Genomic DNA, 23084 nt, shown 5'->3' with positions numbered 1-23084 from the left:
GGCAATGCGAAACGCGAAGGTTTGCGGGGAATACCCCGAAACCGCGGCCGGACCGTTTCTGCCGACTAGGCAAGCTCCACAGCTCATGCTACCTGTTGGAAAACTCCATTTCTCGTTAAAAATGCAGTTTTGAAACTTCGCCTCCCGCGCCCCACCCGACTCAAAAGAGCAGCATCGATGAAGACCGACGAACTGCGTGAAATGTACTTGGATTTCTATGTCAGCAAAGGACATACGCTGCAGGGGAGCGATGTGTTGGTGCCGACCTGGGATCCCTCGGTGCTGTTCACTCCCGCCGGCATGAACCAGTTCAAGGATCACTTCCTGGGCAAGGTGAAGCTCGATTTCACGCGGGCGACGACCTGCCAAAAGTGTCTGCGAACCGGCGACATCGAAAACGTCGGCCGCACCGCCTACCACCACACATTCTTTGAGATGTTGGGCAACTTCAGCTTCGGCGATTACTTCAAGACCGAAGCGATCCACTGGGCTTGGGAGTTTCTGACCAGCAAAAAGTGGCTGAACATTCCGGCCGAGCGGTTGAACGTGACGGTCTACAAAGACGATGACGAAGCGTTTGGGATCTGGCACGAAAAGATCGGCCTGCCGACCTCCAAGATCGCCCGGATGGACGAGGACGAAAACTTCTGGCCTGCCAGCGCGCCGAGCCAGGGCCCCGATGGCGTCTGCGGTCCCTGCAGCGAGATCTATTACGAATTGGAAGGGGGCGAATCGGTCGAGATCTGGAACCTCGTCTTCACCCAGTTCAACCGCGTCGGCAGTCCTCCCGACAACCTGCAACCGCTGCCCAGCAAAAACATCGACACCGGAATGGGGCTGGAACGCTGCGCCAGCGTCCTGCAGGGTCAACCGACCAATTACCACATCGATAATCTGTTCCCGATCGTGCAAGCGGCCGCCGAAGTCTGCAGCCGCAATTATTCGTTGGACAGCGACGATGGTCGCCGCTTGCGACGGATCACCGACCACGTCCGCGCCTGCACTTTTTCGATCCACGAAAACGTCTACCCCGGCCCCGACAAAGCCAAATATGTCGTCCGCCGCTTGATCCGCCGCGCCGTCTTGGACGGACATCAAATGGGTTTACGTGAACCGTTCCTGCACCAAATCGTGCCGGCGGTTGTCGAACAGATGAAGAAGCCGTATCCGGAACTGGCTGAATCGGTTCAACGCGTCACCCGCGTGATGCAGAAAGAGGAAGAAGCGTTCTTCCAAACGCTCGACGCCGCGCTCTCGCGGATCGATCAGATGTTCACGCGGATGGAAGATGTCGCCGGCGTGATGGTCGACGGCAACGAAGCGGCCGACCTCTACAAAACCTACGGCGTCCCGCCGGAACTGTTGCAGACGCTGGCGTCGGAAAAGAACCTGACCTTCGATTGGGACGGGTACAACAAATCGATGGACCAACACGCTGTCGATAGCGGTGCGGGGCAGAAAGAGCTGTTCCAGACAGGTCCTTTGGAAACGCTGAAGGAATCGCTCCGCGAGACTCCCTTCCTGGGCTACGAACAGATCTCGGCCAGCTGCCACGTCAAAGGCATCATCGTCGGTAACACCGATGGAGACGAACATCTGTTGGGCAAAGTTGCCGCGGGCGGGGCCGATCAAGAACTCCGCGTCGTCTTGGATCACTCTCCCTTCTACGCCGAAAGTGGCGGCCAAGTTGGCGACGTCGGGACGATCCACAACGACGATTTTGAGTTCCATGTCACCGACACGCAGAAACATGCCGCGTTGATCGTCCATTACGGACACCTGGTTCGCGGCACGATCCAAGAAAACGCAACGGTCACCGCCGACGTCGACACCGAGCGACGCGACGCGATCCGCCGCGCTCACTCGGCGACTCATATCCTGCACCACGCGTTGCAAAAACATGTCGGGCAACACGCCCAACAACAGGGATCCAAGGTCGAAGCCGACGTGTTGCGATTCGACTTCACCAACCAAGAAGCCCTCTCCGAAACGCAGATCGAAGCGATCCAAAGCGACGTCTTGGAACATGTCGCCGCCGGCGATCCGATTCGCTGGGACACCGTCCCGTTGGCCGACGCCCGCGCTGCCGGAGCGATGATGCTGTTTGGTGAAAAGTACCCGGACCCGGTACGGATGGTATCGATGGGAGAGTTCTCCAAAGAGTTGTGCGGCGGCACGCACTTGGATAACACCGGCGACGTGCAAGCGTTTGAATTGACAAGCGAGGAGAGCGTCTCCAGCAACACCCGGCGGATCGTGGCGTTGACGGGCGAAAAAGCGAAAGCGTATCGCCAACAAACAACTGAGATTCTCGAAGCGGCCGCCAAACAATTGGGCTGCCCCGTCGCTGCGGTTAGCGAAGCGACCAAGGGCTTGATCGATCAGGTTCGCAAGCTGAAGAAACAACTGGCCAGCGGAAACGCTGACGTCCAAAAACGAACTCCCGTGACCGGCGGCGGTGGCGAGGCGAGCTATGCGAAGATGAAGTTGATCGTCCGCGATACCGCTCGAATGTTGAACGTCGCTGCGGCGGACGTCAGCTCGCGGATCGATGCCCTGTTGGCCGACGAAAAGTCATTGATCCAGCAACTGGCCAACCTGACCGCCGGTGAACAAGTGACCGCCGACGATCTTTTGGCCGACGCCGAAACCGTAGGCGAGGCGCTGTTGATCGTCCGGACGATCGATGGTGCCAATCCGAACGTGATCCGCCAGTTGATCGACCAGCTGCGCAAGAAGAGCGACAAGCCGGTTGCGGTTCTGTTGGCGACGGTTGTTGGCGGCGACAAGGTGATCTTGGTCGCAGGGATCAGCAAATCCCTGGTCGAAGGCGGGATGAGCGCTGGCAAATGGGTTGGCGAAGTGGCAGCGGTCGTCGGTGGCGGCGGCGGTGGCAAACCCGACCTGGCTCAAGCCGGCGGCAAGGATCCCGAAAAGCTCCCCGCTGCGATCGACAAGGCGAAAGAGGTCGGCCGATCGATGATCGGCTAAGACCCTTGGTGTGACTTGGTTGAACGGAAATGAGGACTTCCGTTGCAGCATGGTGAATGGAGGCGCGGCCGGTGCAGTTGCTCAGCCTCCACGACACCTTCAAACCGCGCATCGCTCAAGCATTGAATCTCTCAAGATTCACGTCGCGGCCGCCTCCGGTCCGATCCGCGTTGCGATGGCGTGACGAGGCGCATCGGTTGGACTTCTTCCAACAGTGTCGTGTTCTTTATCGACACAAAATCGCGCCGCGATGACTCTCCGCAAACTGTCTCGCCTGGGGGACAGTTTTTCTGAAAAACGCTGGTCTATTGCTCAAAAGAGCAGCCTTTTTGCTGGGCTTTCACGGCGATAGCGCCATCGGATCAAGTGCTTTTTAGTTCCCAAATCTGTTGACCGGACATCCAATACCTGTAACATACAGCTACCTGGCTGCGGGATCGCGACAACCGTTGCTGATGCCTCAACTCAACAACACTTCCTCATTAACTCATGCACGGGACAGATGTTTTGTCAGTAGAAACACGCAGCATCCGAATCCCGCGTGTCGCGATGGCGGTACGACTTCTGTTCGCCCTTTTTCTGCTGAGCACCGGGATCATGACGATCGGCTTTGCCATCAACGGGTATCCCGTCGGCGATCCACCAGGAGATGTCGGTCGATTCATGATGGCGCTCGAAAAGACGGGCTATCTGATTTTCTGGGTCGGCTTTTTCAAAGCGGTTGTGGGGGGACTGATGTTCGCGCCTCGGACCGCCCCCTTGGCTGTGCTGATGTCTCTCCCTTATGCCTTCAACATCCTGCTGTATGTGACGCTCTTCGCCCATCAATATCTCGTCGTCGGGCTTCCCGATTTCGCAGCGTGTGCGCTGTTGCTTTATTGCTACTTCGATTGGTATCGCCCGATCTTTGCAGGACCTACGACGGCGCCGGGTCAGGTTTCTTGTGGAGATGGAAATGCACTTTGATTCCGAATCCTCGCCCGGATTTGCCATAGGGCGTGTCGCTTATCTGATTCGTAGTGGGATGGCGGCAGAGCTGAAGAAAGCCGGCTGGCCCTTTTCCCCCGAGGAAACACAAACGTTGATCACGTTGTCCGACGCCGGTGAACCGAGGAGTATGAACGAGTTGGCATCGCTGATGATTCGCGATCCCACAACCGTGAAACGCCAGTTGGATCGGCTGGTCGAACATCAATTTGTCGAACGCAGTGCATCGACCGAAGACGCCCGGATTGTGATGATCCACTTAACTCGCAGAGGCGAACAGAAACTGCAGAAGATCCTCCCACTGCTGGATGACTTGCGAAAAACTGCATTGCAGGGAATCCCCAAGTCTGACTTGGAAACAACGCAAAACGTGCTACGAAAAATGCAGATCAACTTAAGAAACCACGTCGCAAAGGATTAAGCTCATGAGTAAAAACAGATTCTCATTCGACCTTTCTCGGTTCACTGTCGGCGCAGCGAATGCCTGGCTACTCGGCATCGTCGCGCTGACCGCCACGGTCGCCCATGGCCAAACGCAAACCGATCCCGACACGGCGCTGCGGATGCTGAACGCTCAACAGCAGCAGTTTGAGAAGGGAGTTGTCCAAGTCGCGGACAACGTCTTCACCGCGGTTGGTTATCACGGCGCGAACACTTCGATGATCGTCGGCACCGACGGGGTGATCATCATCGATACGCTCTTCGGTCCCAGCAGTGCAGCCGACGCGGCCGAGGCGTTTCGGCAACACAGCGACAAACCGGTCAAGGCGATCATCTATACGCACAGCCATGGCGATCACATCGGTGGCGCCAGTGCGTTTGTCGGCGACGCGAAGCCCGACATCTACGCCACCGAGAGTTTTGGTTCGGCCGAAGGCGTCAACAAAGCTGTCGATCCGATTAAGCAGAAGCGAAACGTACGCCAGTTCGGTCGCAAGCTCTCGCCGGCCGAAAGCACCAACCGCGGCGTTGCCCCGGCGGGTACAAAAGATGGCGACCGCGGCGAAGGGTTTCTTCCACCGACCGTCACCGTTCCCAACAGCGGACTCAAGACAACGATCGCGGGAATCGATATCGAATTCCACATCAGCCCCGGGGAAACCGACGATGCGATGTTTATCTGGCTGCCCAGCGAGAAGGTGCTTTTCGCAGGGGACAACTTTTACAATTCCTTTCCCAACCTCTACGCGATCCGTGGCACCGCCTATCGCGACGTGCTGAATTGGTCCGAAAGCGTTGGCAATATGGCCACATTAAAACCACATGTGGTCGTCCCCGGCCACACGATGCCGATCGCAGGAGAGGCAGCGGCGACCGCGGCACTGCAGGATTACAGCGATGCGATTCGCAGCGTGTACGATCAAACGGTGCGAGGCATCAACGCCGGAAAAGGTCCCGACCAACTTGCTCACGAAGTCGAACTCCCCGAGCACCTTCAAGACAAACCGTACCTGATTCAGTTCTACGGGACGGTGCCGCACGCGGTACGCGCCATCTATTGCGGGTTGTTGGGTTGGTACGACGGCAATCCAACGACGTTAAATCGACTGGAACCCAAGATCAAAGCGAAGAAGATGGCTCAGCTGGCCGGCGGGACTGCCGAACTAACCGCTCAGATGGAGTCCGCCCTGGAGAATCAGGATTACCAGTGGGCGCTGGAGCTGTCCGACCACGTGAAATGGCTCGACGATGCCGATCGGAAGCTCGCCCGCAAAACAAAGATCGCGGCGTTACGAGGCTTGGCAGCGAGAGAGTACAACGCGCCCAACAGAAACTACTACCTCAGCTATGCCAACGAACTCGAATCGGGCCAGTTGAGCAACGTCTGGTTTTAATCGCGATCCGAGTTTGGATCCGAGCGTTCCCGACAACGCAAGTTGTCGGGAACGCCGCGGTTGCACGGGCTACTTGGCCGCGGGCAGGATGCCTCGGGAGATCATCCACTCGTGGCATAGCATCGGCCAGTGTTCGGCGCCGGGGCGGCCTGCGGCTAGGCCGACTCCGTGTCGGCCCTTCTCGAAGATGTGCATCTCGACCGGCACCTTGTGCTTGTGGCAGGCCAGGTAGAAGTGGATGGAGTTCTGCGGCGGCACGCCGGTATCTTCGCTGGTGTGGAACAAGAAGATCGGCGGTGTCTTTTCGGTCACCTGCGATTCGTTCGACAGCGACTCGACAAGTTCTTCGGGTGCGTCTTCGCCCAGCAGATTGCGTTGGCTGCCGCGATGCGTGTACGGTTTGTTCAGACCGATCACCGCGTAACACAAAACGGCAAAGTCGGGGCGGCAGCTGACGCGATCGATCGGATCCGACGCGTCGGGATTCCCGTCGTCGAAGTGGGTCGCCGCAGTCGATGCCAGGTGACCGCCGGCGGAGAAGCCGAGGATGCCGATCCGATTTGGATCGATGTTCAGTTCAGCAGCTTGAGCGCGAAGGGTGCGGATCGCTCGCTGGGCGTCCATTAACGGATAGGGATGTTTGTAACCGGCTCCCTGGTTTCCTTTGCCGCGATGGCGGTACTGGCAGATCGCTGCGGTGACGCCGAGATCCTGCAACCATTTCGCGATCGCATGCCCTTCGTGATCGATCGCCAATCCGCCGTAACCACCGCCCGGCAGGACAACGATCGCCGGCCGTGGCGCTTCGCCCGTCGCCTGATAGATCGTCAAACTGGGCAGATCGCCTACCTCGGATCCCCCCGCGCCGGGGGCTCCATCTTTCCAAAGCTTTTGAGGCTGGGGGGTTTGGGCAACAACGATGTTGGACAACATCAGGCAGGCCAAAGGTGCAAACAGAACGGTTTTGAGCTTCATCATGGGGGGTCTCAGGTCGAGTTGGGGGAATTCGGGGGTGCGAAACGATCACAACGAGCTCGCTCGATATGCCGTTTCAGCCATCGCCAACATCATACTCACCCCAGAACGAGTGTGTGTGCCATGGCCGCGGGCAGGTCAATTGACGTTGTCGGCGAACCGCAGGGCGTAGAGATCGGCGTCGATCATCTTGACCCGCAACCGAATCGTTTTCCCACGCAGCGCGCTGAGGTCGGAGCCCGAATTCCAAGTTGCGGTTGCCGCCAATTCGTCTCCAAAAAGTTCGGGCATCTCCTGCATCGTGAACCCTGGAATCGGTTCCCCCTTTTCGTCCTGGACCTCGATCTGGATGCTGCCAGCTGCGGAGGTGGCGTAGTTGAGCAGCAGCGCGTCGCCATCGAACTGGATCGGCCGCGTGGTGAACTCGCCATGTTTGCCGCCGCCAGCATGAACAGAAGCAAATCCCTGTTGGCGGACGGTCAACCGACGAATGCGGTGGTCGGCGTGTCGATAGTGCTCGCTGATATAAAGCGACCACTCCCCATCGCCTCCGTCGTAGATACCACACGCGACCATGTTGCTGCGGTCGGTCCAATTTTTGGGATCCAACCCCGGCCTCGCCCAAGCTTGCAGGAAGGGGCGATCCCAGTGGACCCCATCGCGGCTGGACATGAAGATCGCATCGGAGAGGCCGCTAAACTCGTGCTCGGGAATCTTCCGCCGTGCAGGTTGGAAGCGCTTGGGGAACGACAGCAACAGATGGGGCGCGGTCGGACAGGGGATGGTGGCCGAGGTGTAAAAGTGTTCTTTCGGCGCATCGTCGGCATAGCGATGGGGAACGCCAGGGGACCATTTCAGAAAGTCCTGGGAATGGTTGCTTTGAATCGCCCGCAGTTTGTCCTCCACGGAAAAGATGCGGCTGAAACATGCGTACCGGTTTCGCACAGCGTCCCAAAACGCGAGGTTCTGAGAATCGAACGCCCCCTTGGTAATGACCGGTTCCTTTTGAAGCTTTCGCCAATGAATCCCATCGGCCGATGCAAAGGCGTACAGACCGCCTGGCGTTTCGCCGTATTGCCAGTTCTTTCCGGGCAACTTCACTCCACCCAACGCTTTGAACCGGGCATCGGGCTCGGCGGCGGGATTGGTATCGAGAAAGGGGGCGAAGTTGTGCGATTCGACTCCACGCCAGATCACGTTGTTTTCTTTGGTCCCCCCCGCCTCGATCAATCCCAACTTCGGCCGCGTGAAGTGAATCCCATCGTCGCTCTCGACGACACAGGTCAGCTGCGATTCGGAATGGTCGGGGCCTCCGTCGGATCCGCGATAATACAGCCGAACCTTTTCGCCATCCTGAACCACCGAAAAATAGGCACTCGTCGGTCCCTCCCAAGGTTTGTCGGTCGTCAACACGATCTCACGGCGAACCGGTTCGTGCAGCTTCAATTCGACGTTCTGCTTGGAATCGATCAGGTATTCATCGACAAACAGCTCCCAACGCGAGCCGAGAATGCGAGGTTCCGCGGAAAGACCGGATGAAGCCAAGCAGGCAAGGATCGTGAGTGCCGAAAGCATGCGAATGCGGAGAGGTATCATAAGACTGACGACTCCAGAAAGGCGGGGTTTTGGGTAGCGGGATCGATGCAGGCGAGACGATGACGGTTGCGAGGCGACCGCAAATCGGAGGGCATGGTGTGATCCCACAGCGGGCTTACATGGCCCCCATCATAGCCGGGTCGCAGCGGTCATGCGCTCTGCGCCGCTTCGGATGCGCACCGACGCAAATGCGTTGTATACTTGCGCTCAAAAGTCGACTTAAACCTCAAAACCCGAAAACCCAGCTGTTCATGTCCTCCTTTGGCAAACTAACGCTAACTTGCCTTTGCCTGCTGGGCACCGTGACGATCCTGCATGCCCACTTCAATCTAGGCATGTTCGATCCGCCACAGCAGATCGCCGGAGACGAGAATGGGGCGACGCGAAAGTCGTTGCGAGTCGGTCATCTTCCGGTGACCTGCCATCTGACCTGCCCGGTCACCAGCTGGGTCAGCAAACATTCGCAGCAGCATTCGGAATTCGTTTCGTGGCGGTACACCAGCTGGCCGGCGATGACCGAAGACATCGACGCAGGGAATCTCGACGCCGCCTTCATTCTGGCTCCGCTGGCGATGGTGATGCAGCGGCAGGGAACGCCGGTCAAGATCGTCCATCTGGGGCATCGCGACGGCACAGCGATCGTCGTCGAAAAAGACTCACCCTACAAAACGTTTGCCGATCTTCGCGGCAAGCGGATCGCGATTCCGCATCGCTATTCGAACCAACGCATCCTGATCGAAAAGCTGAAGGATGAGTTCGGGTTGACGAACGCGGAGATCACGCTGATCGATTACCCGCCGCCGGAGATGCCTGCCGGTTTGAAATCGGGGCAGTTCGAAGCCTACATCGTCGGCGAACCGTTTGCCGCCAAAGCGGAGATGGACGGCTTTGGCCGCGTCCTCTACTTCACCAAAGATATCTGGCCCAACTTTATCTCTTGTGTCTTGGTCGTGACCGAGCGGTTGATCGAGCGCGATCCTGAGCTGGTAACCGAACTGGTGCAGGGGATTTCGGCATCGGGAAAATGGATCGACCAAGGAGACGATCGCTTGATGGCCGGGCTGGCTGTCGAAGGAACGCCGTCGGCCGATGGCGATGCGATTCCCGAACAGTTCGGCCGCTCGCCGCGGATGCAGGCGGCCTGGATCGCCGCCCGACAAGAATATTACAACCAAGATCCCGAGCTACTGAAGTTTGTCCTAACGCGCCCCTTGGACCGCGTCAGTTACAGCCGGTTGGATCTCGCCAAAGAAGACTTTGCCGAGATTCAAGATTACGCCCAACGGCTGGGCTTCTTCAGCTTTCGCCCCGTGACAGCCGACGATCCGTTTGGATTCGACGACTACTGCGACCCCTCGTTTGAGCAATCGGGGATGTGGTCGCTGCCGCTGAAATCCGAGGAGCCGCAGTGATGCTTGCACGCAAGATTCTGTTGGGCACGCTGGGGATCGTGATCTTCCTGTTGATCTGGCACTGGGTCACCCTGGGGAACAGCCGGACCGACGTTCCTGGACCTTGGTTGGCGTTCAACGGGCTGATCGAACTGGCCGGGCAAGGCGTGTTGTGGCGGTACGTGATCGCTTCGGTCTTCCGTGTCGCCTGGGGGTTTTTCCTGGCCGCGATCGTTGGGATTCCGTTAGGCCTGGCGATCGGTTGGTCGCTGTGGATTCGCGAGTTATTGAATCCGTTGGTGCAAGCGCTGCGGCCGATCTCGCCGATCGCCTGGCTGCCGATTGCGGTCCTGGTCTTTGGTGGCGTGCAATGGTGGGAACCAAGCGATCTGGCGGCGATCTTCTTGATCTTCCTGGCGTCGCTGTTTCCAATCGTTACCGCCGCGACATCGTCGGTCGCTGCGATCGATGAAAAGTATTTGCGAGCCGCCGAGAACTTTGGCGTACGCGGGCTGCCGCTGCTGCGATTGGTGATCCTGCCCGCCGCGATGCCGCAGATTTTGACGGGCCTGCGTTTGGCGATGGGGATCGCCTGGGTCGTCGTCGTGGCGGCCGAGATGCTGGGCGTTCAATCGGGGCTCGGGTTTCAGATCAACGATTCGCGGAACAACCTCCGCTACGATTTTGTTGTCGCCGCGATGTTGGTGATTTCGGTGATTGGGATGCTGTTGGATTCCGCGATGTCGCGGATCGAACGGACATCGTTGGCACGCACTGGGATGGCAAGACGATGACCCAACCAACACCCAAGATCGAACTTCGCGATCTGCAATTGGAATACCGCGGCCGCGATGGGGCTGCGATGCCGGTGCTGCAATCGATCGATTTGACGGTCCGCGAGGGAGAGTTCATCTGCATCGTCGGCCCTTCGGGTTGCGGCAAGTCGACGTTGTTAAACATCGCCTGCGGATTCCTGCAACCGACCCGTGGCCAGGTGTTGATCGACGGCACGGTCGTCCAGCGTCCCGATCGACGCCGTGTCTTTATCTTCCAGAACAACGCCGTCTTCCCGTGGCTGACCGTCCAGCAGAACATCGGATTTGGACTGTTGGATCAATCGCCGAAAGAGCGCGACGAAGCGGTCCGGCATTACACCGAAATGGTCGGATTGACCGGTTTCGAACAGGCCTATCCCCGCGAACTCTCCGGCGGCATGAACCAACGGGTCGAGATCGCGAGAGCGTTGGCTGCCGATCCCGATGTGCTGTACATGGACGAACCGTTGGGTGCGCTCGACTTTTTGACTCGCCTGAAGATGCGGACCGATCTGGTCGAGATCTGGCGGCGGACGCAGAAGACGATCCTATTCGTAACGCACGACGTCGAAGAATCGGTGCAATTGGCCGATCGCGTCGTGGTGATGAGTCCACGGCCGGCGGAGATCCGCGCGATCCTCGACGTCGACCTGCCGCGTCCCCGCAACCTCGACTCCCCCGAATACCTCGCGATCCGCGACAAGATCTTCCGCACGATGGGACTGGACCATTCGGGCATGCAAGCCGAAGTGTGAAGTAGTGAAGACGTAAAACCAGAGAACGCGACGCTACGACTTCCGACCGGCCAGGTAGCCACCGAGCCACGTTTCGGTAACCAAGATGCCGAGGGCGGCGAAGATCATCCATTGCCAGATCTTCTGCTGGCTTTCCAGCTGGACATCCTGCAGTTGTCGCTGGCGGTCGGCGATCTGTTCCGCCGATTCGCTCCGTTGCATCTGCAATCCGTACTGCTCCAATTGGTCCGCTCCGATCGCGACGGTGCGGCTCTCGCTTTCGGGCAGGTTCATCGCAAAGCTGCTTTCGACACCGCTCTGGATCAACCGATAGACGCCCGGCTGTTTCAGTTCTTCCAGTGGAAGATCGGCTTCGATTTCGCGACGCGATCCGTCGGGCGAGACCAGTTCACACGGCGGCGTCACCGGCAATGCACCCTCCGATCCGATCGCGTAACTCGCTTCCAGCGGCGAGCGGTTGGGACCTTGTTCGAGCATCCCGGAGATCAGTGGGACAAACTTGGTCGACAGTGCCAACTGGCTCTGCTGCGGCTGCCATCCGGCGGTCAGAACCCACAGCCGCCCTGCCCCGATCGAAAGTTCGAGCAATGCCGGATCGTTGTCGTCGAACTCGGCGACCGTTCGCCAATCGTCCTCCTCCGCCAGCGTTAACCGTCGGTGCGACCAGAACCGAATCTTGGTGAAGTCGTTGTATTTGGGATCGGCAAAGGGGGCGAACAGCGGATGCTGGAAATCGATTTTCGCCAGCATGGCATAGTCGCCGACCTTGGCTTCTTCGATCGCAAGCGATGGGGAATCGGAGAGTTCCCGCAGCGAAGCGGCGATCGCGGGATCGTCTTTCGGATCCGCATCGATCACAAACAACAGATGCCCACCGTCGCCGAGGTATTGTTTTAGACCCGCCATCGCCGCGGACGGGACCACATCGGCAACGATCACCAACGGCGTTTGCTGCGGTTTTAAATCCGCCGGCAGCCCGCCGGGTTCCACTTGTTCAATCGCGACTTCGCGGCGAGCGTTCCCCAACGTCGCTTGGTTGAGAAAGTAGAACAGCCCGCTCTGCGGATCCTCCGCCTGCGAACCGACATACAAAACCCGCTGCTGCAATTTCGGCGGAAGCGCGACATAAACTTGGTTGTCGAAAGCCTGCGGGTCGCCGACAAATCGCAACACATGCTGCGTCCCCGTCGGCGGATCGACCGTCACAACGCGGCTCTCCCCCGGCGGAACCTGCACGATCCGATCCTCTCCCTCCTTGCCACCTTCCCAAAAGTACATGAATTGCTCGTTGACCGAATCGCTTGTGTTGTGAAAGCGAACCCGCAACTGAGGCTTCTTCGAATCGCCGCTCGCGACCGGTTGAGGCAGCACGACGGCGCTGAGGTTCCCTTTTTCAGCTGGTTCGACCGACGCGATCGATACCGCGATCGATGCCGGCCATTGGTATTGTTGCAGCGGAATCAGGTCGTTCCCTTCCTGCAGATCGCTGACAATCACGATCTCCCCGGCGGCAACGTCTCCCTCTTCGATCGATTCGGCCGTGTTGTGCAGGATGTCGGCCGCGGCGATCAACGCGGATCCAAGATCCGATCCGCCGTGACTTGGCGTGATGTCGGCCATCGCCCGGCGGATTCGTTCGGCTTGCGAACTCGCCTCGCCAACCGTTTGATCATCCCAGCCGATCACCGATGTGACAACGGAATCATAGGTCAGCAGCGCTATCTGATCGTTTGCCGCCAAATCGTCGGTGACCGACGCGACCTGTTGTTGTGCCTGTTGCCAGAGATCGCCCCGCAACATGCTGCCGCTGGTATCGACTAACACGACAACTCGCCGCCCGATCGGATCGGACTCCTGTTGGGCCAACGACCGCAAGAAGGGACGAGCAAAGGCCAACGCCAGCAACAGGATCGCCAACGCCCGCAGCAACAGCAGCGGCCACTGATCCAAACGACTGCGTTTGGTAAGCCGTGGCGGCGACTGGGTCAAGAACATCAGCGAACTGAATTCCGCTTGCGCCTTGGGTCGCCGGCGGATCAAGTGGAACAAGATCGGCAACGCGATCGCAAGTGCTCCTAGAGCGTACAGCGGAGCCAGGAAACTCATGTCGCCGCTCCTCTCGCCGCGGCCGAAAGACTGCCACCGCGCAGCGGCCCGCGACTGCGACGCGTCTGCAGACTCAACAACTGGTACAGCGCTTCATCCATCGGCTGGTTGGTGACCAATTGCGTCAGGTCGATACCGAGCGATTCGCAAATCGCAACCAACTGGGTTTCATGTTCCTTAAAGTTCGCTTGGTACTGAGCTTTGGCGACCTCGGGATCGATGTACAGTTCTTTCCCCGTTTCCATGTCGCGGATCATCGCGGCTTGCGGCAGGGTGAATTCGATTTCGGCCGGATCGTTGACTCGCAAGATCATCATCTCGTGACCGCGAGAACGCAGGTAGGCCAATCGCGTGCGAAGCATGTCGATCGGAGACAACAGATCGGAGATCAAGATGATCAGCCCACGTTTGCTGACCAGGGCGGCCAGTTGTTCCAACGGTTCGGAGAGATCGGTGCCGGTTCCTTCAAAGGATTGATCGAGACTGCCGAGCAAACGGTTCATGTGGCCGGGACGATGCCGAGCGGCGATGAATTCGTTGACCTTCCGATCGAAGGTCATCAGCCCGACCGCGTCGCGTTGTTGGGTCAAGAAATGGGCCAGCGTGGCGGCGAGCGTCCGCGTGTAGTCGGCTTTCGTATAGTCGATCGATCCGAAGCTCATCGACTTGCTTTGGTCGACCATCAGATAGCAGCGACGGTTGGTTTCGTCTTCGTAGCGTTTGATGTAGTACCGATCGCTGCGGGCGAACAGTTTCCAATCGAGCGTCCGCGGATCGTCGCCGAGCGTGTACGGACGGTATTCGCTGAACTCCACCGAAAACCCGTGGAAGGGACTGCGGTGCAAGCCGTTATAAAAACCTTCGACCACCGTTTTCGCTCGCAGTTGCAGATTCTTGATCCGCATCAGCGAACTGGGATCGATTTGCGCCGGAGCGTAGTTTGTCGAAGCACTCATGCCAGCGTGGTATCCAACAGCCGTTGGATCGTCTGGTCGACCGTGATCCCTTCGGCTTCCGCCTTGTACCCCAACAACACGCGATGCCGGAGCGTCGGTTTCGCCAACGCTCGGATATCTTCCAGCGAGACGTGGGAGTGGCCGTTGAGAAGCGCGCGGGCTTTGGCACCCAGGACCAGCGTTTGAGCGGCTCGCGTTCCCGCGCCCCATGTCACCCATTGGTTGATGAAGTCGAGCGATCCCTCGCGGTTGGGACGTGTTGCCGCGGCCAGCTGGACCGCGTACGAAGCGACTTCCTTGGCGATCGGCACCCGCCGGACCACCTCTTGGAATTTCAACACGTCGACGCCGGTAAACAGCGGTTGGATCGGTTCGGCTTTTTTCGACGTCGTCTGCATCACGACTGCCAATTCGTCTTCGTGCGGCAGGTAATCGATCAGCACGTTAAACAGAAAGCGGTCCAATTGCGCTTCGGGCAGCGGGTAGGTCCCCTCCATTTCGATCGGGTTTTGCGTTGCCAAAACGAAGAAGGGTTCGGGGAGCGGATGCCGCGAACCGGCGGCGGTCACCTGATGTTCCTGCATCGCTTCCAACAGTGCCGCTTGGGTCTTCGGAGGCGTCCGGTTGATCTCATCGGCCAGGATCACGTTGCCGAAGATCGGACCGCGGACAAACTTCATCGCCCGCCGACCATCGCCAAGGTCCTCGAGAATCTCGGTCCCGGTGATGTCCGCCGGCATCAGATCGGGTGTGAACTGGATCCGTTGGAAATCGAGATGAAAGATCTTCGCGACCGAACTGACCAACAGCGTCTTGGCCAGCCCCGGGGCCCCGGTGATCAGGCAATGTCCGCCGGCGAACAGGCTGATGATCAATTGTTCGATCACGTCGTGTTGGCCGATGATTACCTTGGCCAGTTCCGATTCGATCGCACTTCGCCCTTGGCGTAACTGCTGGACGATCTCGGCTTCTTGTTCAGCGGATTCGATAGCTATGGTCACGGTCGCTCCGAGAGGTGGGGTGATCTGATCGAACCGAGTCGCCGTCGAACGGGGATGTTCGACGAATCGCATCGGCCCATCAAGTATCCCCGATGCAAAACGCCGCGGCAACTGTTTGGCCGATGCGAGTCGAAGGAATCTGTTTTGGAAGCCGCGACGTAATCTGGGTTGGAAACAAAGTTGTCCCGCCCTGGAAAAAGCGGCAGTTGTGTTGGAAGGCGAGAGCGCTTGTACAGCGGTGCGGCGTTTTGCGCCGCGGGTTCTTTTCCTTTTTTCCGTTTCAATGCCCGAGCGGATGACTACAATCCGAACTTCGACAGCTCGATCGTTGGATGGTCGAGCAGCGAACTGGCGATTCATCTCGGGATCGGACGAACCTTCGTCTTGCCGACCGAAATAGCCTTAATGGAGTATGCCGTAGCGGAAGGTTGGATGATGACTGAAATCGATATCATGGAAGAACAATCAACAGCATTGGCGGTGCCGTTGAATCGAGGCGTCGTCTTTCGAGTGCCAGCCGCCGGGGCGGGGGTGATGTTGCTAGCGTCGTTGGGTTTCCACACCGCTCCGCCGCCGGACCTGCACGACATCGATCTGCCCGAGCTTCGTCAAGCTGCCGAATCGCTCGAATTCTTCGGCTACCGCGGCTGCGATCCGAACTACCATTATTTCTCGCTTCCCAATTCCCAAGGGCTGCGGTTACCGCAACAACAAATCGATCTACAGCCACTGCCGATCCAACTGGGGCTGTGTCTGTTTGTCACCTTCCGCAACGGTCGGTTGACCATTCCCGATCCCGTTGCGATGGCATCGGTCGAACCTCCGACGTGCGATTGGGCGCTGGGTTGGTGAACCGGCGTTACGCGTGGCCAGTGCTGGTGTTCCTTGTGCTGATCCCCCTCGCGGTCCGGATTGCAATGTTCCGCGGCATGATTCGTCCGCTGCTGGTCGCCAGTGAATCGATGACCCCAACGCTGTGGGGCCCGTCGGCGACGATTCGCTGCAGCGGTTGTGGGATCGATCTACGCTTTGTCGTTCGCAGCGACAAACCGCCTCGACACGTCACATGCTTCCAATGCGGAACCCGCCAGCGGATCGAAGCATTGCATGTCGATCGAGGGGATCGCGTTGTCATCGACACCGCCGCCTATTGGTTTCAAAACCCGAAACGCTTCGATTGGATTGCGTTTACCGACGACGATGGATCCCTTTCGGTCAAACGGCTGTTGGGGCTTCCCGGAGAATCGATCGAGCTGGCTCACGGCGATCTATTTGCGTCGGGGAAACCGATTCGTCGATCGTTGACGCAAGCATTGGCGACATCGATCCCGGTCGATGACGATCGATTCCGCAAGCAAGACGTCTCGCGATGGCGCTGCGATGACGACAGTTGGATCAAGATCGAAGATGGTTTTCGCTGTGAAACCCCGAAATCGGATGCCGATTCGCCATTGGTCTACCATCACGTCCAGGTCTATCAAAACAATCGCCCCGAGCGAGTGATGGACGATTATCCGGGGAACCAACAGGTTTCCCGACAGATGGTTCCCGTCGACGATCTGATCGTGCAAATGGAATGTTCCGCGGTGCCGGATTCGGAGCTAACGATCTCGCTCTGGGTTCGCGATCGGGTCTTGAGCGTCACCATCTTACGATCGGCCGAAGGTTGGACGACCGTGAACGCTTCGGAAACGAAACCCAAGACGTGGCGAACTCACAGTCGCAGCGACGATCATTTGACGGTCGCTCATATCGACGGCCAGCTGTGGCTGGCGATCAACGGCCAATCGCACGTCGTCGATCCAGTCGTCTCCGATACGAAACCGCCAGTCGATGCGAAGCAGCCGATTGCTATCACATGTCGATCGGGGGAACATCCGGTAACGATTGGCAACTTGCGCGTCGAACGCGATCTGCATTGGTGGCATCCCGATGCAATCGATCGATGGAGTGCGGCGACCACATTGCCCGAGCGGGGCTATTTTGTTGTGGGGGACAATGTTCCGGTTTCGATCGACAGCCGGACCGAACCGCTGCCGATCTCCCGCGACCAGATCATCGGCCGCGTGTTACCGTATCGATGAGCATCGATTACTAGTGGTTTGTCAAACATTGATTTTAGGATTGATGGTAGTGGACGAGGTCACGAGTCCTCATTATCTCTGCCGCGAAAGGACTCGTGACCTCGTCCACTACATTAAATTTTAGCGTTGACGCTGCACTAGTTTGCTGCGGCTTGTTGGGCAGCCATGTCGCGATTGTGTTCGTCCCAGTCGTCGCGGGTGTAGGTGACGACGGAGGTGTCGGTCTCGCGAACCTCCAACTGTTGCAAGCGGAAGCCCATCTCCGTGATTTCGGTGAACATCTTGTGAGCTAGATTCTCGACGCTGGTCGGACCGTCGAGCACTTTTAATTTGAAGTTCTCGCCCGTCCGCTGCATGTGATCTTGAAGCGTCGCGTACAGCGAATCGCCGGTATGGATCAACATCCCGTGATCGTATTGGTCTTTTAAATAGGGTTCGATCTTGGCGTCGAAGTCACCGAACAACGTCGACAACGCCCCCGAACGCTTGACTTCGAAGAAACATCGCAGACCGTAACGGTGTCCATGCAAGTTGCTGCATTTGTCGTCGAGTTCTTCGTTGCGATGGGCCGCGTAGAACTTGTATTCCTTTTGGATGATCACGATCGACAGCTCCTCTTTAGCTTTTGATCAACGACAGCACTTCGGCTCGGCTGGCCGCGTTTTTCTTAAACACGCCGCGAAGAGCGCTCGTGATCGTCTCGCTGCCCGGTTTGCGGACGCCGCGAATCGACATGCAGGAGTGTTCCGCTTGGATCACGACCGCGACGCCGCTGGAATTCAGATGCTTTTCGATCATGTCGGCGATCGTCTGCGTCATCCGCTCTTGAACCTGCGGTCGACGCGAAACCTCTTCGACAACGCGCGCCAATTTGCTGAGCCCGGTGACGCAGCCGTTGGGCAGGTAGGCGACGTGAGCGGTTCCGCTGAACGGCAACAGATGGTGTTCGCACATGCTGGTGAACGTGATGTCGCGAACGACGACGATCTCGTCGTACGATTCGGGGAACGTGACTTCCAGATGCCGTTCGGGCTGGATGTGCAATCCCGAGAACATCTCCGCGTACATATCGGCGACGCGGCGAGGTGTTTCCAATAGGCCCGACCGATCGGGATCTTCGCCGACCGCTACCAAGATTGTTCTTACCGCCTGTTTGATCGCTTCGAGATCGACCGGTCGACTGCTGTTTTTATCGTTCACGTTTATAGTGCCGTTAGGCCCCTTGGGTAAGGAGGAATCGCCGCTGCGTCGAATCGCATTGCCTGTTGCGATCAGCGTTCAGCTGGGGATCGTTTCGCTAGCCAACAATTGTTCGAAGGTCTCGCGACTGCGAATCACTTTGGCTTGCCCGTCTTCCAACAACAGCTCGGTCGCACGCAGCCGACTGTTGTAATTGCTGGCCATCACAAAACCGTAGGCCCCCGCATTTTCGAGGATCAACAGATCGCCAACCTCCGCTCGTGGAAGTTCCCGATGCGAAACAAAGCCACCTTCCTCTTGAGTGAAGATGTCCCCCGATTCACACAACGGTCCGCCGACGACCACGTTCACCAACGGACGGTCTTCGGCTCCGCTGCGGGAACAGATCGAAATCGGATGATGCGCCCCGTACAAGATCGGACGGGCCAAGTCGTTAAAGCCGGCGTCGACCAGGTAGAACATGTTTTCCCCCATGTTCTTGATCGCCCGAATCTCGGTGACCAGATAACCACACTCCGCGGCGAGGTAACGCCCCGGTTCGATCTCCAATCGCACCGCGTGGTCGAACTCGGTTTGCAGTTCCTCCCGGACCGTGTTCCACAACTTGTAATAAGCTGCCAGATCGACGTACGTTTCCTCTTTCTTATAACGAACGGGAAGACCGCCACCCGCACTGATCGTGGTGATCGTTCGGCCGACCGACAACGCCGCGTCACGCATCGAATCGCAGACCTTCGACAGGTGTTCCAGATCGGTTCCCGAACCGATGTGCATGTGCAAGCCGGTGATCGTGATCCCGTAGCGATCGGCGCGGCGTTGGCATTCGTCCAGGTCGCCGTGCCAGATACCATGCTTCGATTGCGGCCCGCCGGTGTTGGTCTTTTGGCTGTGCCCGTGCCCGAAACCTGGATTGATTCGCAACGTGATATCGGCTCCTGGAACGACTTCGCCCAGTTGGTCGATCATGTCGGGCGAACCACAATTGACGTGGATCCCGTGCTTTTTCACCAATTCCAACGCTTCGCGGTCGAAGATATCGGCGGTGTAAACGATCGGGTGCCCTTCCCCGTGTGGTTCGTATCCAGCGGCAAGCGCGCGATGGATTTCGCCGGCGCTGACTGCGTCGACCAACACGTTTTGCTTTCGCAATCGATCGAGGATCGCTATGTTCGACAACGCCTTTTGAGCGTAACGGATGTCGTCGAACATCTGCAGATCGGCAACGCGTTGTGCGATCACTGCGGAGTCGTAGACGTATAGAGGCGTTCCGAATTGGTTGGCCAAGTCGGTTATCGAATGTCCCGCGATTTCGGTTCGCGATGTGGCAAAGTTGGTTGTGATCGTCATCGTTTGCTCGGAAGTTTGTCTTTGACTTTGGTTTAACCGGCGCGGAATCGTATGTCTTTGATACCGCTCTGGGGGAATTCTTTTTGTAACGCTTTGATCAAGGCGCGTTTCTGGAACGACAGTTCTTGGATCGATACCGAATCGCTGACCGCGATTTCCAGAGTGCCGTTGCGAACGTTTCCGGGTCGACAGGTGTTGGCCAAATTGTCGCCGACCACTCGCCGCACGATCCGCTCCATTTCGTTGCCGGTCTGAACCTGAGCGTAACCGCGGCGAGCCATCAATTGATTGACGATCGACCCGATTTTTCGAGCGTGTTGCTTTTTTCTCTCTTCGGGTTCACGCGACATCTATCGACCTAACGGTCACGGGCCATCGGCATCACCACGTATTGGAAACCATCATCGGTCGTCAGCAAGGCGGGGCGATCGGACGATTCGATTTCCATCTGAACCGTTCGTTCGGCATCCAAAACCTTGCAGAAGTCGGCGAGGAAGCGGTGATCCAAAGTCACCTTGATCGGTTCGCCTTCGTATCCGATCGGCATCTCGACTCGCGATTCTCCCACCTCGGCGGTGTTCGCTTCCAACAGCATCGTCCCTTCACCAAAGGTGAAATCGATGCCGCGACTCTCGTGATCGGTCACGATCGCCGCTTGTCGAAGCGCCGCGTGCAGCGGACCAATCGTCAGATCGATCGTGACCACATCGTCGCGCTGGGGCAGAACCTGCCGCCAGTTGGGATAACGCCCTTCGACCAATCGGGAATAGATCGTGCAACGTGGCGTGCGAACCAACAGATCGTTCGACCGGGCAGCGACTTCGACGGTTTCGTCTTTGTCGTTGAGCGCCCGTTCGATCAGGCTGATCGATCGATTCGGGACGATCGTGTTGGTGCCGGAGGTCTTGTGTTCGCCGATGCTGACTCCGGTGCCGGTCATCGTTGCCAACCGGCGTCCGTCGGTACCAACCGCGGTGACACGTTCCCCTTCCATTTCCAACAGCACGCCGCCCAAGGCGTAGCGGCCGCTTTCGGCATCGGTCGCGAAGACGGTTCGGCGAACCAATTCGCGGAACAAACGGGTGGGGATCTCGTGGTACTTGGTCTCGAGGAACGTCGCGACGCTGGGGAATTCATCGGGGTTGGCGCCGGGCAGTTGGAAACGACTGCGGCTGCCAATGACTTTGATCCCAGTTTCGCTCGCTTCGAACGTCAGGTGTTCATCGCTGCTTTCCCGCAGAATCGAACTGACCCGCTGGACCGGCAGCAACGCGGTGCCATCGGTCTCGATCTCGACACCATCGACATTCAGGTGGATGCCGACTTCCATGTCGGTCGCGCTAAGCGTGACGGCACCGTCTCGAGCGATAATCTTGACGTTTTGCAGGATCGCTTTGGGACTTCGCGAGGGTGCGACCCCTGCTGCCAGCTGGAACGCGGCTGCAAAAGTTTCTCGTTCGCACGTGATTTTCATGGTCTTGGCTCCGTTTTGTTTAAGCCAAGTGTTTTACACCCAAAACGCTCCGGTTTGCAGTGGCCTGCTTTGCGAGTGCTGTCACTGCTTTTGAAAGTTGGTTTCCATTACTTAAAGAGATTTTAAATTACCGTCTTCTTAGGAATGTGACCGCCGAAATTGTCAGAAGCTGGACTTCGGGAGCCTTTAAGAACCGCCGAAACAAGCACTTAGAAGAATTCAAACGCTGTGGATAAGGCGTTTGATTCACGTTCAAAGCCGAAGGGCAAATGTCAGTGAATGGGGGGACTTTGAACACCCCGGCGGCCGCGTCGGAGAGAACCTTCGACAAAGGTGACAAAAGAAAACTTTAGACAAACAACTTATCCACCATAAAAAAGGAGCTGGCGGGCGGTTCAAAAGTCCTTTTGTAGCGGCTGCGTTCTCGATACCGCCGAGCCCAAGCGTAGCTCACAGCCGGGGTAGCGGCGTGGAATGCTTCAGCCAGCTTTCAGTTGTTCGGAGACGTCGTCGGCGACGCGAGCCAAGGCGGGGTCGGAGACGATCAATTGTTCGGCCGATCGAATCGCGTGGATGACCGTCGAATGATCGCGGCCGCCGAAGAACTGGCCGATCGCCTGCAGGCTTTGACGCGTCAGCTGACGCCCCAAAAACATCGCCATCGAGCGGGCGCGGACGACCTGTTGGCGGCGCGACGAACTCTTCAGATCGGATGTTTTCAGCTTGAAGCGACGGGCGACGGTGCGGGCGATCTTGGCGATCGGCGGTTCCTGTTGAGCGGCAAACGAGGCGGCGACGTCGTGAATGTCATCGTTTGCGATCACGTCGGAATTGGCATCCATCGCAACGAGCGCCAGCTGTTGCACGGCGGAGCACAATCGCGAAGCGGCGGCATCGGCGGGAAGATCGCTGTCGAGCTGAACGATCTGCTCTTCGGTGAGGCTGATCTCCCGAAGGCCTGCGTATTGGGCGATGATCTGGCGTCGGGCAGCCGAACGGGGCAGCTGGATCGGAATCGTCAGCCCCGGCAACAAGCGACTGGCCAGCGCCGAACGGATCCCTTCGATTTCGGTGGGCAATCGGCGGCAGGTGAGGATCGTCGGCAGATCGAGATCGATTCGCTGGCCGATCCGCGCGGCGAGTTCGTTTTGAGCGGCAAATTTTCCCGCCATCAGATGGACATCTTCGATCAACAGGATCGGATGTTGAAGGAACTGGTCGCGGAAATCGGCGATCGAATCGGAATCGACAGCATCGGCATACCGACGGGCGAAATCGATCGCCGGTTCGATCATCCCGCGGCTCCCCCTGCCCTTCAAAAGAGACGCTTCACGCTGGAACAACTTGCGGGCGATCGCTGATTTTCCCGATCCACTGGGGCCAACCAACAGAATCGGGTTTCCGCGTTGCAGGATCGAAAGATCGGACTGGCAAGTGAAGGCGGCCAAGCGATTTTCGGGGCCAGCGACGAAATGGGGCAGCAGCGGCAACGGTTCCGCTTTCGCCATACGAGGCCGCGACGCAGGGGGGCTCGACTTCGATAGAGGTATTAAAACGGGCAGATCGCTCAT

General features: G+C 58.1%; 20 protein-coding genes. 9 read left to right on the top strand and 11 right to left on the bottom strand.

Annotated elements, in window-relative coordinates:
* The first annotated feature begins 177 nt into the window (after positions 1–177).
* The 4 genes from alaS (at position 178) to Poly24_RS00090 (ending at position 5813) form a co-directional block, all read left to right on the top strand.
* A complete protein-coding gene (gene alaS, locus Poly24_RS00105; RefSeq protein WP_145088743.1) occupies positions 178–2991 on the top strand; it encodes an alanine--tRNA ligase in 2814 nt (937 codons plus the stop codon).
* A gap of 549 nt (positions 2992–3540) precedes the next feature.
* Entirely contained in the window at positions 3541–3957 is a 417-nt protein-coding gene (locus tag Poly24_RS00100; RefSeq protein WP_391556928.1) for a hypothetical protein, read from the top strand.
* Positions 3947–4399 (top strand): MarR family winged helix-turn-helix transcriptional regulator, encoded by a 453-nt coding sequence (locus Poly24_RS00095; protein ID WP_145088737.1) that lies wholly within the window; start codon positions 3947–3949, stop codon positions 4397–4399. Before Poly24_RS00100 ends, Poly24_RS00095 begins: the two co-directional genes overlap by 11 nt.
* A 4-nt stretch (positions 4400–4403) precedes the next feature.
* The gene (locus Poly24_RS00090) at positions 4404–5813 is read left to right on the top strand and encodes an alkyl/aryl-sulfatase (protein WP_145088735.1); all 1410 of its coding nucleotides are present in this window, start codon (positions 4404–4406) and stop codon (positions 5811–5813) included.
* A gap of 69 nt (positions 5814–5882) precedes the next feature.
* Here Poly24_RS00090 and Poly24_RS00085 read toward each other — a convergent pair whose 3' ends face one another.
* Positions 5883–6791 (bottom strand): alpha/beta hydrolase, encoded by a 909-nt coding sequence (locus tag Poly24_RS00085; protein WP_197452204.1) that lies wholly within the window; start codon positions 6789–6791, stop codon positions 5883–5885.
* A 135-nt stretch (positions 6792–6926) separates the two neighbouring features.
* A complete protein-coding gene (locus Poly24_RS00080; protein WP_145088732.1) occupies positions 6927–8384 on the bottom strand; it encodes a hypothetical protein in 1458 nt (485 codons plus the stop codon).
* A gap of 251 nt (positions 8385–8635) precedes the next feature.
* Between Poly24_RS00080 and Poly24_RS00075 the strand changes: the two genes are divergently transcribed.
* The 3 genes from Poly24_RS00075 to Poly24_RS00065 are packed head-to-tail and all read left to right on the top strand — an operon-like array spanning position 8636 to position 11345.
* Positions 8636–9796, top strand: coding sequence for an ABC transporter substrate-binding protein (locus tag Poly24_RS00075; protein ID WP_145088729.1), 1161 nt, complete (start codon positions 8636–8638; stop codon positions 9794–9796).
* Positions 9796–10569 (top strand): ABC transporter permease, encoded by a 774-nt coding sequence (locus tag Poly24_RS00070; RefSeq protein ID WP_145088726.1) that lies wholly within the window; start codon positions 9796–9798, stop codon positions 10567–10569. The genes Poly24_RS00075 and Poly24_RS00070 overlap by 1 nt, the downstream gene beginning before the upstream one ends.
* Positions 10566–11345 carry an ABC transporter ATP-binding protein gene (locus Poly24_RS00065; RefSeq protein ID WP_145088723.1) on the top strand — a complete coding sequence of 260 codons (780 nt, stop codon included), beginning with the start codon at positions 10566–10568 and terminating at the stop codon, positions 11343–11345. Before Poly24_RS00070 ends, Poly24_RS00065 begins: the two co-directional genes overlap by 4 nt.
* Before the next feature lie 33 nt (positions 11346–11378).
* Here Poly24_RS00065 and Poly24_RS00060 read toward each other — a convergent pair whose 3' ends face one another.
* Genes Poly24_RS00060 through Poly24_RS00050 form a run of 3 tightly spaced genes read right to left on the bottom strand, consistent with a single transcriptional unit; the run spans position 11379 to position 15408 of the window.
* On the bottom strand, positions 11379–13451 hold the full coding sequence (locus tag Poly24_RS00060; protein WP_145088720.1) for a BatA domain-containing protein: 2073 nt from the start codon (positions 13449–13451) through the stop codon (positions 11379–11381).
* Positions 13448–14407, bottom strand: a complete 960-nt coding sequence (locus Poly24_RS00055; RefSeq protein ID WP_145088717.1) for a DUF58 domain-containing protein — start codon at positions 14405–14407, stop codon at positions 13448–13450. Before Poly24_RS00055 ends, Poly24_RS00060 begins: the two co-directional genes overlap by 4 nt.
* The gene (locus tag Poly24_RS00050; protein ID WP_231753378.1) at positions 14404–15408 is read right to left on the bottom strand and encodes an AAA family ATPase; all 1005 of its coding nucleotides are present in this window, start codon (positions 15406–15408) and stop codon (positions 14404–14406) included. The genes Poly24_RS00055 and Poly24_RS00050 overlap by 4 nt, the downstream gene beginning before the upstream one ends.
* Positions 15409–15840: 432 nt before the next feature.
* On the opposite strand from Poly24_RS00050, the gene Poly24_RS00045 reads away from it, so the two are divergent.
* Together Poly24_RS00045 and Poly24_RS00040 are read left to right on the top strand one after the other, a co-directional pair.
* Positions 15841–16260: a hypothetical protein gene (locus tag Poly24_RS00045; protein ID WP_145088711.1), complete on the top strand. Its 420-nt coding sequence runs from the start codon at positions 15841–15843 to the stop codon at positions 16258–16260.
* A gap of 35 nt (positions 16261–16295) precedes the next feature.
* Positions 16296–17492, top strand: a complete 1197-nt coding sequence (locus Poly24_RS00040; protein WP_145088708.1) for a S26 family signal peptidase — start codon at positions 16296–16298, stop codon at positions 17490–17492.
* Between the two features lie 137 nt (positions 17493–17629).
* Here the strand turns inward: Poly24_RS00040 and Poly24_RS00035 are convergent, their stop codons facing one another.
* The 6 genes from Poly24_RS00035 to Poly24_RS00005 form a co-directional block, all read right to left on the bottom strand.
* Positions 17630–18094: a 6-pyruvoyl trahydropterin synthase family protein gene (locus Poly24_RS00035; protein WP_197452203.1), complete on the bottom strand. Its 465-nt coding sequence runs from the start codon at positions 18092–18094 to the stop codon at positions 17630–17632.
* A gap of 16 nt (positions 18095–18110) precedes the next feature.
* Complete coding sequence (folE, locus tag Poly24_RS00030; RefSeq protein WP_197452202.1) at positions 18111–18692, bottom strand: GTP cyclohydrolase I FolE; 582 nt, start codon at positions 18690–18692, stop codon at positions 18111–18113.
* A 78-nt stretch (positions 18693–18770) separates the two neighbouring features.
* Positions 18771–20039, bottom strand: a complete 1269-nt coding sequence (lysA, locus tag Poly24_RS00025) for a diaminopimelate decarboxylase (protein WP_145088700.1) — start codon at positions 20037–20039, stop codon at positions 18771–18773.
* A gap of 32 nt (positions 20040–20071) precedes the next feature.
* Entirely contained in the window at positions 20072–20389 is a 318-nt protein-coding gene (locus Poly24_RS00020; protein ID WP_145088697.1) for a DUF721 domain-containing protein, read from the bottom strand.
* Between the two features lie 8 nt (positions 20390–20397).
* Positions 20398–21513 carry a DNA polymerase III subunit beta gene (gene dnaN, locus Poly24_RS00015; protein ID WP_145088694.1) on the bottom strand — a complete coding sequence of 372 codons (1116 nt, stop codon included), beginning with the start codon at positions 21511–21513 and terminating at the stop codon, positions 20398–20400.
* Between the two features lie 479 nt (positions 21514–21992).
* Positions 21993–23084, bottom strand: coding sequence for a helix-turn-helix domain-containing protein (locus tag Poly24_RS00005; protein WP_197452201.1), 1092 nt, complete (start codon positions 23082–23084; stop codon positions 21993–21995).

Source organism: Rosistilla carotiformis (assembly GCF_007753095.1).
Lineage (GTDB): Bacteria > Planctomycetota > Planctomycetia > Pirellulales > Pirellulaceae > Rosistilla > Rosistilla carotiformis.
Note: the sequence above shows the minus strand (reverse complement) of the source record. Positions and strands in the feature narration are given on the sequence as shown.

What these genes read in the sequence shown, in the direction of transcription:
- alaS (WP_145088743.1), top strand. Translation starts at nt 178, where the DNA reads ATGAAGACCGACGAACTGCGTGAAATGTACTTGGATTTCTATGTCAGC.
- Poly24_RS00100 (WP_391556928.1), top strand. Translation starts at nt 3,541, where the DNA reads ATGGCGGTACGACTTCTGTTCGCCCTTTTTCTGCTGAGCACCGGGATC.
- Poly24_RS00095 (WP_145088737.1), top strand. Translation starts at nt 3,947, where the DNA reads ATGCACTTTGATTCCGAATCCTCGCCCGGATTTGCCATAGGGCGTGTC.
- Poly24_RS00090 (WP_145088735.1), top strand. Translation starts at nt 4,404, where the DNA reads ATGAGTAAAAACAGATTCTCATTCGACCTTTCTCGGTTCACTGTCGGC.
- Poly24_RS00085 (WP_197452204.1), bottom strand. Translation starts at nt 6,791, where the DNA reads ATGATGAAGCTCAAAACCGTTCTGTTTGCACCTTTGGCCTGCCTGATG.
- Poly24_RS00080 (WP_145088732.1), bottom strand. Translation starts at nt 8,384, where the DNA reads ATGATACCTCTCCGCATTCGCATGCTTTCGGCACTCACGATCCTTGCC.
- Poly24_RS00075 (WP_145088729.1), top strand. Translation starts at nt 8,636, where the DNA reads ATGTCCTCCTTTGGCAAACTAACGCTAACTTGCCTTTGCCTGCTGGGC.
- Poly24_RS00070 (WP_145088726.1), top strand. Translation starts at nt 9,796, where the DNA reads ATGCTTGCACGCAAGATTCTGTTGGGCACGCTGGGGATCGTGATCTTC.
- Poly24_RS00065 (WP_145088723.1), top strand. Translation starts at nt 10,566, where the DNA reads ATGACCCAACCAACACCCAAGATCGAACTTCGCGATCTGCAATTGGAA.
- Poly24_RS00060 (WP_145088720.1), bottom strand. Translation starts at nt 13,451, where the DNA reads ATGAGTTTCCTGGCTCCGCTGTACGCTCTAGGAGCACTTGCGATCGCG.
- Poly24_RS00055 (WP_145088717.1), bottom strand. Translation starts at nt 14,407, where the DNA reads ATGAGTGCTTCGACAAACTACGCTCCGGCGCAAATCGATCCCAGTTCG.
- Poly24_RS00045 (WP_145088711.1), top strand. Translation starts at nt 15,841, where the DNA reads ATGATGACTGAAATCGATATCATGGAAGAACAATCAACAGCATTGGCG.
- lysA (WP_145088700.1), bottom strand. Translation starts at nt 20,039, where the DNA reads ATGACGATCACAACCAACTTTGCCACATCGCGAACCGAAATCGCGGGA.
- Poly24_RS00020 (WP_145088697.1), bottom strand. Translation starts at nt 20,389, where the DNA reads ATGTCGCGTGAACCCGAAGAGAGAAAAAAGCAACACGCTCGAAAAATC.
- dnaN (WP_145088694.1), bottom strand. Translation starts at nt 21,513, where the DNA reads ATGAAAATCACGTGCGAACGAGAAACTTTTGCAGCCGCGTTCCAGCTG.
- Poly24_RS00005 (WP_197452201.1), bottom strand. Translation starts at nt 23,084, where the DNA reads ATGAGCGATCTGCCCGTTTTAATACCTCTATCGAAGTCGAGCCCCCCT.